At 56.3% G+C, this 15,695-nt stretch carries 13 protein-coding genes; 12 read left to right on the forward strand and 1 reads right to left on the reverse strand.

Annotation, left to right across the window (positions count from 1 at the left end; translation table 11 throughout):
- Positions 1–23 precede the first annotated feature (23 nt).
- The 4 genes from LQ945_RS16860 (at position 24) to cra (ending at position 5,582) form a co-directional block, all read left to right on the forward strand.
- Positions 24–1,826, forward strand: a complete 1,803-nt coding sequence (locus tag LQ945_RS16860; RefSeq protein WP_270101283.1) for an AMP-dependent synthetase/ligase — start codon at positions 24–26, stop codon at positions 1,824–1,826.
- Positions 1,827–2,148: 322 nt separating this feature from the next.
- Complete coding sequence (ilvI, locus tag LQ945_RS16865) at positions 2,149–3,867, forward strand: acetolactate synthase 3 large subunit (protein ID WP_270101284.1); 1,719 nt, start codon at positions 2,149–2,151, stop codon at positions 3,865–3,867.
- Between the two features lie 2 nt (positions 3,868–3,869).
- Positions 3,870–4,361, forward strand: a complete 492-nt coding sequence (ilvN, locus tag LQ945_RS16870) for an acetolactate synthase small subunit (RefSeq protein WP_004932806.1) — start codon at positions 3,870–3,872, stop codon at positions 4,359–4,361.
- Between the two features lie 216 nt (positions 4,362–4,577).
- The gene (gene cra / locus LQ945_RS16875; RefSeq protein ID WP_020825201.1) at positions 4,578–5,582 is read left to right on the forward strand and encodes a catabolite repressor/activator; all 1,005 of its coding nucleotides are present in this window, start codon (positions 4,578–4,580) and stop codon (positions 5,580–5,582) included.
- A gap of 46 nt (positions 5,583–5,628) precedes the next feature.
- Here cra and LQ945_RS16880 read toward each other — a convergent pair whose 3' ends face one another.
- Entirely contained in the window at positions 5,629–6,069 is a 441-nt protein-coding gene (locus LQ945_RS16880; protein WP_044554167.1) for an L-alanine exporter AlaE, read from the reverse strand.
- An 870-nt stretch (positions 6,070–6,939) separates the two neighbouring features.
- Between LQ945_RS16880 and mraZ the strand changes: the two genes are divergently transcribed.
- From mraZ to murD, 8 genes are read left to right on the forward strand one after another with little or no spacing between them, the layout of a single operon-like run.
- Positions 6,940–7,398 (forward strand): division/cell wall cluster transcriptional repressor MraZ, encoded by a 459-nt coding sequence (gene mraZ / locus LQ945_RS16885; RefSeq protein WP_041414198.1) that lies wholly within the window; start codon positions 6,940–6,942, stop codon positions 7,396–7,398.
- 2 nt (positions 7,399–7,400) lie between these two features.
- Positions 7,401–8,342 carry a 16S rRNA (cytosine(1402)-N(4))-methyltransferase RsmH gene (gene rsmH / locus LQ945_RS16890; RefSeq protein WP_044554168.1) on the forward strand — a complete coding sequence of 314 codons (942 nt, stop codon included), beginning with the start codon at positions 7,401–7,403 and terminating at the stop codon, positions 8,340–8,342.
- On the forward strand, positions 8,339–8,659 hold the full coding sequence (gene ftsL / locus LQ945_RS16895) for a cell division protein FtsL (protein WP_012005204.1): 321 nt from the start codon (positions 8,339–8,341) through the stop codon (positions 8,657–8,659). The genes rsmH and ftsL overlap by 4 nt, the downstream gene beginning before the upstream one ends.
- A 42-nt stretch (positions 8,660–8,701) precedes the next feature.
- Positions 8,702–10,465: a peptidoglycan glycosyltransferase FtsI gene (locus LQ945_RS16900; RefSeq protein ID WP_044554169.1), complete on the forward strand. Its 1,764-nt coding sequence runs from the start codon at positions 8,702–8,704 to the stop codon at positions 10,463–10,465.
- Positions 10,452–11,939: a UDP-N-acetylmuramoyl-L-alanyl-D-glutamate--2,6-diaminopimelate ligase gene (gene murE, locus LQ945_RS16905; RefSeq protein ID WP_044554170.1), complete on the forward strand. Its 1,488-nt coding sequence runs from the start codon at positions 10,452–10,454 to the stop codon at positions 11,937–11,939. Before LQ945_RS16900 ends, murE begins: the two co-directional genes overlap by 14 nt.
- Positions 11,936–13,297 carry a UDP-N-acetylmuramoyl-tripeptide--D-alanyl-D-alanine ligase gene (gene murF / locus LQ945_RS16910; RefSeq protein WP_044554171.1) on the forward strand — a complete coding sequence of 454 codons (1,362 nt, stop codon included), beginning with the start codon at positions 11,936–11,938 and terminating at the stop codon, positions 13,295–13,297. The genes murE and murF overlap by 4 nt, the downstream gene beginning before the upstream one ends.
- Positions 13,291–14,373 (forward strand): phospho-N-acetylmuramoyl-pentapeptide-transferase, encoded by a 1,083-nt coding sequence (gene mraY, locus LQ945_RS16915; protein ID WP_012005208.1) that lies wholly within the window; start codon positions 13,291–13,293, stop codon positions 14,371–14,373. Before murF ends, mraY begins: the two co-directional genes overlap by 7 nt.
- Before the next feature lie 2 nt (positions 14,374–14,375).
- Positions 14,376–15,695, forward strand: coding sequence for a UDP-N-acetylmuramoyl-L-alanine--D-glutamate ligase (gene murD / locus LQ945_RS16920; RefSeq protein ID WP_044554172.1), 1,320 nt, complete (start codon positions 14,376–14,378; stop codon positions 15,693–15,695).

Here is a 15,695-nt window from a genome sequence, read left to right on the forward strand (position 1 = left end):
ATTCATTTCAGGCTTAGAGCGCTATGATCAATAATCTGCTGCAATACCATTTGACTCACCGTATACAGCACCAAATTTCTCACCGTGCCGATCGCATTGCTTTTCGCCAATGGTCTCCCCAGGGGGAGACCCAAATGACCTGGAAACAGGTCGATACTCATATCAATCTCATCGCCAGTGCGCTGTTGGCATTGGGTGCCGACGTGCAGGAACGTATCGCGATTTTTGCCAATAACTGCATGGCCTGGTCGCTGGCGGATTTGGCCATTTTGCAATTGCGTGGTGTGAGCGTGCCGCTGTATGCCACCAACACGCCGGCCCAGGCGGCTTTTATCATCAATGATGCCGATATCCGTATTCTGTTCGTCGGCGAGCAGGCTCAACTGGATGCCGCCATCGCGCTGCGCGGCGTGTGTCCGCAACTGAGCCACATTATTGTATTTGATGACAGCGTCGACCTGCATGGCTGTGAGATCGCCCAACACCTGAGTACCTTTGAACGTGAAGTCGACGTAGCGGCGTTCTCATCTCAATTGCAGCAACGCGTAGCCGATTGCGATCTGCGGGATCTCTTCACGCTGATCTATACCTCCGGCACCACCGGCGAACCCAAGGGCGTGATGCTGGACTACCGTAATCTGGCCGCACAGCTTTATCTGCATGATGAGCGGCTGACGGTGAATGAAGAGGATGTGTCTCTCAGTTTCCTGCCGATGTCACACGTGTTTGAACGTGCCTGGAGCTTCTTCATCATGCACTCTGGCGCGCAAAACGTGTTTTTACCGAATACCGATTGGGTGCGCGAAGCCATGGCGGCGGTGCGTCCGACGCTGATGTGCGCGGTGCCGCGCTTTTACGAAAAAATCTTCAGTGCAGTGCATGAAAAGGTCGCGCGCGCGCCCTGGCTGCGCCGGGCATTGTTCCATTGGGCGATTGTCTGCGGTGAGCGCAAGTTCCTGCAGGAGCGCGCCGGCAAGCCATTGGGCAAGCTATTCGATCTTTCTCATCGCTGGGCCGATAAACTGGTGCTGAGCAAGTTGCGCGGTATCCTTGGTGGACGAGTGCGCTTCTTGCCGGCTGCGGGCGCCAAACTGGACGACAATGTCATCCTGTTTTTCCAGGCGATGGGCGTTAACATCAAATACGGCTATGGCATGACCGAAACCTGCGCCACCGTTTCCTGTTGGGAAGAGGGCAATTTCCGCTTTGGCTCTATTGGCAAGCCCTTGCCGGGGGTAGAAGTGCGCATTGGCGAGGAGAATGAAATTCAGGTGCGTGGGCCGGTGGTGATGCGCGGCTATTTCAATAAACCGCTGGAAACCGCCGCCTCCTTTACCGAGGATGGTTGGTTGAAGACCGGCGATGCCGGCGCCATGGACGAAGGCGGCAACCTGTTTATCACCGAACGCCTGAAGGATTTGATGAAAACTTCCGGCGGCAAGTACATAGCTCCGCAGATGCTGGAAGGCACGCTGGCGCAGGATCGCTTTATCGAGCAGGTGGCGATCATCGCCGATGCGCGTAAATTCGTTTCCGCCCTGATCGTGCCCAGCTTTGAATCCCTGGAAGAGTATGCGAAATCTATCAATTTGAAGTATCAGGATCGGATCGAGCTGTTGCGTAACAGCCATATTCTGGAGATGTTTGAAAGCCGCCTGCGTGAGATGCAAAAAGAGCTGGCGCGGTTTGAACAGGTAAAAAGGTTTACTTTGTTGCCTGCCGCCTTCTCGATGGAGTTGGGTGAGCTGACGCCAACGCTGAAGCTGCGACGTAAGGTCATTTCACAGCGCTATCAGCGTGAAATTGACTCCATGTACCAGGATTAGATCAGAGGCTGTCGCCGGACGGAGTGTTCGGCGAAAAAAACAGCGTAATTCTTGCCTGATATAGTTCTGTAATTCCTCGCCTGATTGGAACAATGCCTAGCCCGAGCCGCTAGCGGCTAGTGCATTGTTTCTGTAAACCTCGGATCCCCAGCCGCTTGGCAATAACCATTCTATTGCTGAGTCTTTTTGCTGTTTGCCTGCCCAATATTCTGACGTTATGTTAATCAGTTAGAATCAATCCACAAAAACTTTGGGGCAATGCCCCACAGCAGGCGCTACGTTCCGGCGCCAGACAAGTATAAGTAAGCCTGGAGGCAAACCCATGGAGATGTTGTCAGGAGCCGAGATGGTCGTCCGATCGTTGATCGATCAGGGCGTTAAGCATGTATTCGGATATCCGGGCGGGGCGGTACTCGATATTTACGACGCCCTGCATACGGTCGGAGGCATCGATCACATATTGGTGCGCCATGAACAGGGTGCAGTGCATATGGCCGATGGCTATGCGCGCGCCACCGGTGAAGTCGGGGTGGTTCTGGTGACCTCAGGCCCGGGAGCGACCAACGCGATCACCGGTATTGCGACAGCCTATATGGACTCCATCCCGATGGTGGTGCTTTCCGGGCAGGTCCCCAGCTCGCTGATTGGTTACGATGCCTTCCAGGAGTGCGACATGGTCGGGATTTCTCGCCCGGTGGTCAAACACAGTTTCCTGGTGAAGCGCACCGAAGATATTCCCGGCATTTTGAAGAAAGCTTTCTACCTGGCCTCTACCGGTCGTCCAGGTCCGGTGGTGATTGATCTGCCGAAGGACATCGTTGGCCCGGCGGTAAGAATGCCTTATGCCTACCCGCAGGAAGTGAGCATGCGCTCCTATAACCCGACGGTGCAGGGCCACCGCGGGCAGATTAAACGCGCATTGCAAACTATCCTTACGGCCAAGAAGCCCGTGATGTACGTCGGTGGCGGCGCGATTAATTCGGCCTGTGAGGGCGAATTGCTGGAGCTGGCGGAAAAACTGAATTTACCGGTTACCTGCACCCTGATGGGGTTGGGCGCGTTTCCCGGCACGCACCGCCAGAGCGTCGGCATGCTCGGCATGCACGGGACTTACGAAGCCAACAAAACCATGCACCACTCTGACGTGATCTTTGCCGTCGGCGTGCGCTTTGACGACCGCACCACCAACAACCTGGCGAAATATTGCCCGGATGCCACCGTACTGCATATCGATATCGACCCTACCTCAATCTCCAAGACGGTGGATGCCGATATCCCGATCGTCGGCGATGCCAGGCAGGTGCTGACCCAGATGCTGGAATTGTTGGCGCAGGAGGACAAAACGCAGGATCACGATGCGCTGCGCGATTGGTGGCAGTCTATTGAACAGTGGCGCGCGCGCGACTGCCTGGGCTACGACAAAAACAGCGGTACCATCAAGCCACAGGCCGTGATTGAAACCCTGCATCGGCTGACCAAGGGCGATGCTTACGTCACTTCCGATGTTGGCCAGCACCAGATGTTCGCCGCACTTTACTATCCGTTCGACAAACCACGCCGTTGGATCAACTCCGGCGGGCTGGGCACCATGGGCTTTGGTCTGCCTGCCGCGCTGGGCGTCAAGCTGGCATTGCCTGATGAAACCGTGGTGTGCGTGACCGGCGACGGCAGTATCCAGATGAATATCCAGGAGCTTTCCACCGCATTGCAGTACAACCTGCCGGTGATCGTAGTGAACCTCAATAACCGCTATCTGGGGATGGTGAAGCAGTGGCAGGACATGATCTACTCTGGCCGTCACTCCCAGTCCTATATGGATTCCCTGCCGGACTTCGTCAAGCTGGCAGAGGCTTACGGTCATGTGGGCATCGCCATTCGTACGCCGGATGAACTGGAAAGCAAACTGGCGCAGGCGCTGGCAGAAAAAGAGCGCCTGGTATTTGTCGATGTGACCGTCGATGAGACCGAACATGTTTACCCGATGCAGATCCGCGGTGGAAGCATGGACGAAATGTGGTTAAGCAAAACGGAGAGGACTTGATCATGCGCCGAATTTTATCTGTCTTGCTGGAAAACGAATCCGGCGCGTTATCGCGTGTGGTGGGTTTGTTCTCTCAGCGTGGTTACAACATTGAAAGCCTGACGGTCGCGCCAACCGACGACCCTACGCTGTCGCGCATGACGATCCAAACCGTCGGCGATGAAAAGGTGCTGGAGCAGATCGAAAAGCAGCTGCATAAGCTGGTGGACGTGCTTCGCGTCAGCGAACTGGTGCAGGGCGCGCACGTCGAGCGTGAAATCATGTTGGTGAAGCTGCAGGCCAGCGGTTACGGGCGCGAGGAAGTGAAGCGCTGTGCCGATATTTTCCGCGGCCAGATCGTTGACGTTACCGCTACGCTGTACACCGTTCAACTGGCCGGCACCAGCGATAAGCTGGATGCGTTCCTGAGCGCGGTGCGTGAAGTGGCCGAAATTGTCGAAGTGGCGCGTTCCGGCGTGGTCGGCGTATCGCGCGGCGATAAAATCATGCGCTGAGGAGTGAGATTGGCGTAATCTGAGGGCGCGGCCAGGCTGCGCCCTTTGTTTTTCGGCGTTTTTTGCCCGTTTGCTGGCACCTTTCGGCAAAAGCGGTTGCTAGGCAGAGTTTTCTGCTGTTAGATCGCAGAGGCTGGATTGAATAACCGCACAGGATGCGATGGTTAATCCGGGCATGGTTTTCACTTCTATTTTCAGCGTCATTAAGGGGTTAACGTGAAACTGGATGAAATCGCGCGTCTCGCGGGCGTTTCGCGCACTACGGCCAGTTATGTCATCAACGGCAAGGCGAAGCAGTATCGTGTCAGCGATAAAACCGTCGAGAAAGTGATGGCCGTGGTCAGGGAGCACAACTATCACCCAAATGCCGTCGCGGCAGGGCTGCGCGCCGGGCGAACGCGCTCTATCGGCCTGGTGATACCGGATCTGGAAAACACCAGCTACACCCGGATTGCCAACTATCTGGAGCGTCAGGCGCGCCAACGCGGCTACCAGCTGTTGATTGCCTGTTCGGAAGATCAGCCGGATAACGAAATGCGCTGCATCGAACATCTGCTGCAACGTCAGGTCGATGCACTCATCGTTTCCACCGCTTTGCCGCCAGAGCATCCATTCTATCAGCGCTGGGCCAACGATCCGCTGCCGATTATTGCCCTGGACCGTGCGCTGGATCGCGAGCATTTCATCAGCGTGGTGGGGGCCGATCAGGAGGATTCCTTCGCACTGGCGCAGGAACTGCGTACTTTCCCTGCAGAGTCGGTGCTGTATCTGGGCGCGTTGCCGGAGCTTTCCGTCAGCTTCCTGCGTGAACAGGGTTTCCGTCAGGCCTGGCAGGATGACGAGCGGCATGTCGATTATCTGTATGCCAATAGCTATGAGCGCGAGGCTGCTGGCGTGCTGTTTGCCGAATGGCTGAAGACCCATCCGATGCCACAGGCGCTGTTCACCACTTCATTCTCTTTGCTGCAAGGGGTGATGGACGTGACCTTGAAGCAGCGTGGCCGCTTGCCGACCGATCTGGCGATCGCCACCTTCGGTGACCATGAGCTGTTGGACTTCCTGGAGTGTCCGGTGCTGGCGGTTGCGCAGCGTCACCGTGACGTGGCCGAACGCGTATTGGAGCTGGTGCTGGCCAGTCTGGATGAACCGCGTAAGCCTAAACCGGGCCTGACGCGCATTCGCCGCAATCTGTTCCGCCGCGGCAGTCTGAGCCGGAAATAATCCTATCGCAGGGGCGCTTTGTCGCGCTCCTGTTTCAAACTCCCCGTTATACGTAGCCCGTTACCCTGAACAGCCTTCTGCAGTACTCGAGAAAATATCCGTACACCACCCCCATCGCCATCGATACCACAGCATTGCTGGCCACGGCCGTTATGATTTGCTGCCCGTCGGCACCGACGCTCCACAGGATGGCGGCATAAACCGGCGATTGGAAACTGACATAGGCCAGCAGATCGGCAAGGTTACGCAATAAAAAGGGGTATCGATCAGAGCGCCTGGCGATGCGGATAAACAGGTCCCGATAGCGCCCATAGGGCCAGGCGATCAGGATATTCACCGGAATCGACAGCAAGCGGGACGAGAGCGACTGCTGAAAGCTCATGCCGGAGACCAGAATTTCTATCGCCATACCGGCGATAAAGCAATACACCACCAAAGCAAAGGTATCGGCGGCGGCACTGCGCCAGTGAGTGGCAGGCGAGAGCATGGTGCAATCTCCGGTATCTTGGTTAAAATTCTGTTAATTTAATTGATTTTGGTTGTTAATTCTGGTTTTTTATTTCATATGTAGTTTACATTGCCAGCTTGTGTTGGATAAGTAGCTGAATATTTTTATTTGTTGGCGTTGGGTGGTTTTTGTGCTGAGGACTGACGGCAGAATGTGGCGCGAAGGGATTAAAAATGGATTATTCTTAACTATTCTATTAAAAACAATTAGTTGCATAATTTTTGGTCATAAAGCCGTTTTACACAGTAAAAATTGTGGTCATTAATCATGTAAGGAAATGAAACCATAATTGTAAACAGGTATTTTGGGAGTAATCTTACTAAATTGATTTGAATCGAAATTAACTCGCCTCGTAATATCCGAGCAATTTATTTTTCCATTTGGCTTATCAGTGGCACTTTAATTGAAGTAAAATAGCGCCCGGTTTGAGGATAAATAACCGTTGTGCGTTATTAACTCAATGGCTTACGCCGCATTTCCTTTGTAGAGTGAGTCAACGCCGAGCCTTGTCTGGCGCGGCTCGCGCTCGGTTACTGCGATGTGATTGCCGAGCTGAAAAATGAGACATCGATTGCAGAAGGAAGTATTGAGTTAATTAATCGCCAATTTGTCAGGTTTTTAATCAGGCTCTTTCCGCTTAGAAAATTCTCCCCGTTTATCATGATGTTAATTTTTAATCATCTAATAAATAGCGTTCCTTTCGCGAGTCAGCTCCCAAAATGACCGAAGAAATATTGCCAAAGCGCCGGCGCTCTGGCTTGACAAGGTTTTCATACCCTCCGTAAACTCCATTATGTGGGAATTTGTGGGGTAAAGTGGTGAAAACGGTCGTGAAGGGGTAACTCAGGTATGTTCCGTGGAGCAACGATGGTTAACCTCGACAGCAAAGGGCGGCTTGCCGTACCCACCCGATATCGGGATTTGCTGAACGAGCAATCGCAAGGCCAAATGGTTTGCACCATTGACCTCCACCAGCCCTGCCTGCTGCTCTACCCACTGCCCGAATGGGAAGTTATTGAACAAAAGTTATCCCGTCTGTCGAGTATGAATCCCGCCGAGCGTCGCGTTCAGCGCCTGCTGTTGGGTCATGCCAGTGAGTGTCAGATGGACAGCGCCGGCCGTTTGCTGTTAGCCACTACGCTACGTCAGCACGCCGGGCTTACCAAAGAAGTGATGCTGGTCGGGCAGTTCAACAAGTTTGAACTGTGGGATGAACAGACCTGGTATCAACAAGTCAAGGATGATATTGACGCAGAACAGTCGACTCAGGAACCGTTGTCTGAGCGGCTACAGGACTTGTCGCTATAAGCATGTTGGAAAACTATAAACACACTACCGTACTGTTGGATGAGGCGGTTAACGGCCTCAACATTCGCAGTAACGGCATCTATATCGACGGTACTTTTGGCCGCGGTGGCCATTCGCGTCTGATTCTGTCCCAGCTTGGGCCGGAAGGACGCTTGTTGGCAATTGACCGCGACCCACAGGCGATTGCAGCCGCCAAGTCTATTGATGACCCTCGTTTTAGCATCGTACACGGCCCATTTTCAGAGTTGTCGCACTATGTGCGGGAACGCGAATTAGTGGGGAAAATTGATGGCATTTTGCTCGATCTGGGGGTTTCTTCACCGCAGTTGGATGACGCGGAACGCGGTTTCTCCTTCATGCGTGACGGCCCACTGGATATGCGGATGGACTCCTCAAGCGGTCAGTCAGCCTCCGAGTGGCTGATGAAAGCGGAAGCAGACGATATCGCCTGGGTGCTGAAAACCTTCGGCGAAGAGCGTTTTGCCAAGCGTATCGCTCGCGCCATCGTGGAACGAAATCTCGTCGAGCCGATGACCCGTACCAAAGAGCTGGCGGACTTGATCGCCAACGCCAGCCCGTTCCGGGATAAGCACAAGCACCCGGCAACCCGCAGCTTCCAGGCGATACGTATCTACATCAACAGTGAATTGGAAGAGATCGAACGTGCGCTGGACGGCGCGCTGGAAGTGCTGGCCCCGCAGGGCCGCCTGTCGATCATCAGTTTCCACTCGCTGGAAGACCGCATCGTTAAACGCTTCATGCGTCACCATAGCCGCGGTGCTCAGGTGCCGGCCGGTATTCCGCTGACGGAAGAGCAACTGCGCAGTATGGGCGGACGCACGCTGAAAGCGCTGGGCAAGATGATGCCTGGGGAAGCTGAGGTGGCGGAAAACCCACGAGCACGTAGCTCAGTGCTGCGTATTGCCGAGAGGATGCCGGTTTGATTGGCAACGAACGCCACGGTTTGGTCGGCGTAATTGGCGGCGATCTGCTGCGTAACGCCAAGATCCCACTGATTTTGCTGATTGCTTCGTTGGTGTCTGCGGTTTTCGTTGTGACCACCGCGCACCGCACCCGCTTGCTGACTGCCGAGCGCGAGCAGTTGGTTCTGGAGAGGGACGCTCTGGACATTGAGTGGCGCAACCTGATTCTTGAAGAGAATGCCCTTGGGGATCACAGTCGGGTAGAACGCATCGCAACGGAAAAGCTGCAGATGCAACATGTTGATCCATCTCAGGAAAATATCATCGTTAAACAATGAAAGGTTTAACTGAAATCATTACACGGAGTAGAAAGGGAACGCATGAAAGCAGCACGCCCCGGTAAGTTGAAACGCCAGGAAGATCAGGCCAGCTTTGTAAGCTGGCGTTTTGCGTTGCTGTGCGGCTGTATTTTGCTGGCGTTGGTAGGGCTGATGCTGCGGGTAGCTTATCTGCAGGTGATTAACCCGGACCGCCTGGTGAAAGAAGGCGACATGCGTTCACTGCGCGTGCAGGAAGTACCGACTGCGCGCGGCATGATCAGCGATCGTTCAGGTCGCCCGCTGGCGGTAAGTGTGCCGGTGAATGCAATCTGGGCGGACCCGAAAGAGCTGAATGAGCGTGGTGGCATCACGCTGGACAGTCGCTGGAAGGCTCTATCCGATGCGCTGAATGTTCCGCTGGATCAGCTTTCTACCCGCATCAACGCCAACCCGAAAGGGCGCTTTGTCTACCTGGCCCGCCAGGTGAACCCGGCGATCGGCGACTACATTCGCAAGTTGAAACTGCCGGGGATTTACCTGCGTCAGGAATCCCGTCGCTACTATCCTTCCGGCCAGGTGACCTCGCACATTATTGGCGTGACCAACATTGACGGTCAGGGGATTGAAGGCGTCGAAAAGAGCTTTGACCGCTGGCTGACCGGGCAACCGGGCGAGAGAACCGTGCGTAAAGACCGCTTTGGCCGGGTCATCGAGGATATCTCCTCGGTGGACAGCCAGGCAGCGCATAACCTGGTGCTGAGCGTCGATGAGCGCTTGCAGGCATTGGTTTACCGCGAACTCAACAACGCCGTGGCCTTCAACAAGGCTGAATCCGGTACTGCGGTGCTGGTGGACGTGAATACCGGCGAAGTGTTGGCGATGGCCAACAGCCCGTCTTACAACCCGAACAATATGGCCGGTACGCCGAAAGAAACCATGCGTAACCGGGCTATCACCGATATTTTTGAGCCTGGCTCCACCGTAAAACCTATGGTGGTCATGACGGCATTGCAGCACGGTATTGTGAAAGAAAACAGCGTGTTGAATACCGTCCCTTACCGTATCAACGGCAAGGAAATCAGGGACGTTGCGCGTTACGCGGAACTCTCCCTGACCGGGATCTTGCAGAAGTCGAGTAACGTCGGCGTTTCACGGCTGGCGTTATCGATGCCGTCCTCAGCGTTAGTAGATACTTACTCTCGTTTTGGATTGGGAAAAGCGACCAATTTGGGGCTGGTCGGAGAAAGCAGTGGCATATACCCAAAAAAACAACGGTGGTCTGACATAGAGAGGGCCACCTTCTCTTTCGGCTATGGGCTAATGGTAACTCCGTTACAGTTAGCGCGAGTCTACGCAACGATCGGCAGTCTGGGCGTTTATCGCCCGCTGTCGATTACCAAAGTTGACCCACCGGTTGCCGGTGAGCGCGTCTTCCCCGAACCTCTGGTGCGCACCGTTGTGCACATGATGGAAAGCGTTGCCTTACCGGGCGGCGGCGGGGTTAAGGCGGCCATCAAGGGCTACCGCATTGCCATCAAAACCGGTACCGCCAAAAAGGTGGGCCCAGACGGCAAATACGTCAACAGATACATCGCTTATACCGCCGGCGTGGCGCCGGCCAGTAATCCTCGTTTTGCTCTGGTGGTGGTCATCAACGACCCGCAGGGTGGGAAATACTACGGTGGTGCGATCTCCGCACCGGTGTTTGGCGCCATCATGGGCGGCGTATTGCGCACCATGAACGTTGAGCCGGATGCGTTGCCTACCGCTGAGAAAAGCGATTTTGTAACTAACAGAAAAGAGGGTTCAGGTGGCAGATCGTAATTTGCGCGATTTACTCGCTCCGTGGGTGCCAACGGCTCCCGGGCGCGCGCTGCGGGAAATGACATTAGACAGCCGTATTGCGGCTGCCGGGGATCTGTTTGTCGCCGTTGTCGGCCATCAAACGGATGGACGCCGCTATATTCCGCAGGCCATCGCGCAGGGCGTAGCCGCTGTGATTGCCGAAGCTGAAGGCCAGGCCGAAGACGGCGCTATCACCCAAATGCACGGCGTGCCGGTGATTTACCTGAGCCAGCTCAACCAGCGCCTTTCCGCACTGGCCGGGCGTTTTTATCATGAACCGGCGGAACGTCTGCGTCTGGTCGGCGTCACGGGCACCAACGGCAAAACCACCACCACTCAGCTGCTGGCGCAGTGGGGCCAACTGCTGGGTGAGACCAGCGCCGTAATGGGCACCGTCGGCAATGGTTTGTTGGGCCAGGTTTGCCCGACTGAGAATACCACCGGCTCTGCGGTTGATGTTCAACACGTATTAAACGAGCTGGTCGATCGCGGCGCTACCTTCGCGGCGATGGAAGTTTCTTCCCACGGCCTGGTGCAAAACCGCGTGGCGGCGCTGCCGTTTGCCGCTGCGGTGTTCACCAACCTGAGCCGCGATCACCTGGACTACCACGGTGACATGGCCAATTACGAAGCGGCCAAGTGGTCGCTGTTCGCCAGTCACGAAGTGGGCCAGGCGATTATCAATGCCGATGACGAAGTCGGTCAGCGCTGGCTGAGCCAATTGCCGGATGCGGTCGCTGTCACCATGCAGGACAACCTGCAGCCTGGCTGCCACGGCCGCTGGCTGAAAACCACCGCGGTTAACTATCACGATAACGGCGCCACGATCCACTTCAGCTCAAGCTGGGGCGACGGTGAGATTGAAAGCCGCCTGATGGGGGCGTTTAACGTCAGCAACTTGCTGTTGGCATTGGCGACCCTGCTGTCGTTAGGGTATCCACTGGATGAACTGGTGGCCACCGGCAATCAGCTGCAACCCGTGTGTGGCCGAATGGAGGTCTTCAACGCGCCGGGTAAACCGACGGTGGTGGTCGATTATGCCCACACTCCAGATGCGCTGGAAAAAGCATTGGAAGCCGCGCGCCTGCACTGCCAGGGGCAGTTATGGTGCGTGTTTGGTTGCGGCGGCGATCGCGACAAGGGCAAGCGTCCGCTGATGGGCGGCATCGCCGAACAGTTCGCCGATCGCGTCGTTGTCACCGACGATAACCCTCGTACCGAAGAGCCGCAGGCGATCATCGCCGATATCCTGACCGGCCTGCTGGATGCCGGGCGTGCCCTGGTGATCCACGGCCGTGCGGAAGCCGTAACCAGCGCGATTATGCAGGCGCAAGAACAAGACGTGGTGCTGGTGGCCGGTAAGGGCCACGAGGATTACCAACTGGTGGGGAATCGCCGTCTGGATTACTCCGATCGCACCACCGTCGCGCGTTTGCTGGGGGTAGTAGCATGATCCCTGTCTCCCTTCAGGCACTGGCCGACGTATTGAGCGCTGAGCTGATCGGCGCCGATTGCCAAATCGTTGAGGTGACGACAGATACCCGTCAGGTAACCGCTGGTTGCCTGTTTGTGGCATTGAAAGGTGAGCGTTTCGACGCTCACGATTTTGCTGTTGATGCGGTAGCCGCAGGTGCTGGGGCACTGCTGGTAAGTAAGCGCTTATTGGTGGATGTCCCTCAACTAGTGGTGAAAGACACCCGTCTGGCGTTAGGCCAGTTGGCTGCCTGGGTACGCAAGCAGGTACCGGCCCGAGTCGTGGCGTTAACCGGCTCATCGGGCAAGACTTCGGTGAAAGAGATGGCTGCCGCTATCTTGCGTGAATGCGGCGAAGTGCTTTATACCGCCGGTAATTTCAATAATGACATCGGCGTGCCTTTGACGCTGCTGCGTTTGCAGCCGCAGCACGACTTTGCGGTGATTGAGCTGGGCGCTAACCACATTGGCGAAATCGCCTATACCACCGCATTAACTTGTCCGCAGACCGCCCTGGTGAATAACCTGGCGGCCGCTCACCTGGAAGGTTTTGGTTCTTTGGCCGGTGTTGCCCAGGCGAAGGGCGAAATTTTTACCGGCTTGCCGGCTGACGGCGTGGCGATCATCAACGCCGACAATAACGATTGGCCGCACTGGCAGAGCATGCTGGAGGGGAAAACCGTTTGGCGATTCTCTCCGCAGGCGGCAGAAGGCGTCGATTTCTTCGCCAGCGACGTGCAGGTCAACGGTGAAGGCACACAGTTTACGTTGCATAGCCCATTCGGTACTGCGCCTATCGCGCTGCCACTGCCAGGGCGTCATAACGTCGCCAACGCGTTGGCGGCAACGGCACTGGCAATGTCGGCCGGGGCATCGCTCGAGGCCGTGCGTCAGGGACTCAAGCAACTGCAGGCGGTGCCGGGGCGTTTGTTCCCCATTGCGCTGGCTGCCGGCAAGCTGCTGCTGGACGACAGCTACAACGCCAACGTCGGTTCGATGACCGCCGCTGCGCAGGTACTGGCGGAAATGCCAGGCTACCGCGTGATGGTGGTTGGCGACATGGCAGAGCTGGGGGCGGAAGCTGAAGAGTGCCATCGTCAGGTGGGCGAAGCGGCTCGGCTGGCGGGGATCGATAAGGTGCTGGGCGTAGGGCCATTGAGCCAAGCGCTGATTGCAGCCTCCGCTAACGGCGAACATTTTCAGGATAAGGCAGCGGTGACCGCGCGCGTGGCGGAATTACTGTCGGAACATGCGGTAATTACCGTGTTAATCAAGGGTTCACGTAGTGCCGCAATGGAGCAGGTAGTACGCGCGTTACAGGAGAAAGCACCATGTTAGTTTGGCTGGCCGAACATTTGGTCAAATATTATTCCGGCTTCAACGTCTTTTCCTACCTGACGTTCCGAGCCATTGTCAGCCTGCTGACCGCGCTGTTCCTCTCCTTGTGGATGGGGCCGCGGGTGATCAAACGCCTGCAGGAGATGTCCTTCGGCCAGGTGGTGCGTAACGACGGTCCAGAGTCACATTTCAGCAAGCGTGGCACGCCGACCATGGGCGGCATCATGATCCTGACCTCCATCACCGTTTCGGTGTTGATGTGGGCTTATCCGTCCAACCCATATGTCTGGTGCGTGCTGTTCGTGCTGGTGGGTTATGGCATCGTCGGCTTCGTTGACGATTACCGCAAGGTGGTACGTAAAGACACCAAAGGGCTGATCGCTCGCTGGAAATACTTCTGGCAGTCGGTGATTGCGCTGGTGGTTGCTTTCGCCATGTATGCCGTAGGAAAAGACACGCCAGCCACCGAGCTGGTTGTGCCGTTCTTTAAGGACATCATGCCTCAGCTTGGCCTGTTATACGTGCTGCTGGCGTACTTTGTCATCGTGGGGACCAGCAACGCGGTCAACCTGACCGACGGGTTGGACGGCCTGGCGATTATGCCGACGGTGTTCGTGGCCGCCGGTTTTGCGCTGGTAGCCTGGGCGACCGGTAACATGAACTTCGCCAACTACCTGCATATTCCGTATCTGCGCCACGCCGGCGAACTGGTGATCGTCTGTACCGCCATTGTCGGTGCCGGCCTGGGCTTTTTGTGGTTCAACACCTATCCGGCTCAGGTCTTCATGGGCGACGTGGGTTCGTTGGCGCTGGGCGGCGCGTTGGGCACCATTGCGGTGTTGCTGCGCCAAGAGTTTTTGCTGTTGATTATGGGCGGCGTGTTCGTGGTTGAAACGCTGTCGGTGATTTTGCAGGTGGGGTCGTTCAAGCTGCGCGGACAACGTATTTTCCGCATGGCACCGATTCACCACCACTATGAATTGAAAGGCTGGCCGGAACCACGCGTGATCGTGCGCTTCTGGATTATTTCGCTGATGCTGGTGCTGATTGGCCTGGCGACGCTGAAGGTGCGGTAACTATGGCGGATTATCAGGGTAAAAAAGTGGTCATCATCGGGCTGGGCCTCACCGGCCTGTCCTGTGTTGATTTCTTTATGGCGCGCGGCGTAACGCCACGCGTTATGGATACCCGCATTTCACCTCCAGGGCTGGACAAGCTGCCTGAAAGCGTTGAGCGACACCTTGGGGATTTGAATCAGGATTGGCTGTTGGCGGCGGATTTGATCGTCGCCAGCCCGGGCATGGCCTTGGCGACCCCGGCGTTGAGCGCTGCTGCCGAGGCGGGCGTAGAGATTGTCGGCGATATCGAATTGTTCTGCCGTGAAGCCCAGGCACCGATCGTGGCGATTACCGGTTCCAACGGGAAAAGTACCGTCACCACCCTGGTGGGTGAAATGGCGAAAGCCGCAGGTTGGGCGGTGGGCGTCGGTGGCAACATCGGTCTGCCTGCTTTGAGCCTGCTGCGCCAGGAGTGCCAGCTGTACGTGCTGGAACTGTCGAGCTTCCAACTGGAAACCACTTACAGCCTGCACGCGGCGGCGGCGACCATTTTGAACGTCACCGAAGATCATATGGATCGCTATCCGTTTGGGCTGCAGCAATACCGTGCAGCCAAGCTGAAGGTCTATGAAAATGCCAGCCTGTGCGTGGTCAATGCCGATGACGCATTGACGATGCCGATTCGCGGGGCGGATCAACGTTGCATCAGCTTTGGCGCCGATGTGGGCGACTATCACCTGAACCGCCAACTGGGCGAAACCTGGTTGCGCGTGCGCGGTGAGAAAATCTTGAACACCCGCGAAATGAAGCTGACTGGCCGCCATAACTACACCAATGCGTTGGCGGCGCTGGCACTGGCCGATGCGGTGAACATCCCGCGTGCTTCCAGCCTGAAAGCACTGACCACTTATACCGGCTTAGCGCACCGCTTCCAATTGGCCTGGGAACATAACGGCGTTCGCTGGATTAACGATTCTAAAGCTACCAACGTTGGCAGTACCGAAGCGGCGTTGAATGGTCTGCAGGTGGACGGCACCTTGCATCTGCTGTTGGGCGGCGACGGCAAATCGGCCGATTTCTCCCCGCTGGCGCGCTACCTGCAAGGCGATAACGTTCGCCTTTACTGCTTCGGCCGCGATGGCGAACAGTTGGCTCAGCTGCGGCCGGAGGTCGCTACGCTGACCGAGACCATGGAACAGGCGATGCAGACGATAGCCGGCCGGGTGCAGCCTGGCGATATGGTGTTGCTGTCACCCGCCTGTGCCAGCCTGGATCAGTTCCGCAATTTTGAAGTACGCGGCGACGAGTTTGCCCGTTTGGCACAGGAGCTTGGCGGATGA

Source organism: Serratia liquefaciens, from assembly GCF_027594825.1.
GTDB lineage: Bacteria > Pseudomonadota > Gammaproteobacteria > Enterobacterales > Enterobacteriaceae > Serratia > Serratia liquefaciens_A.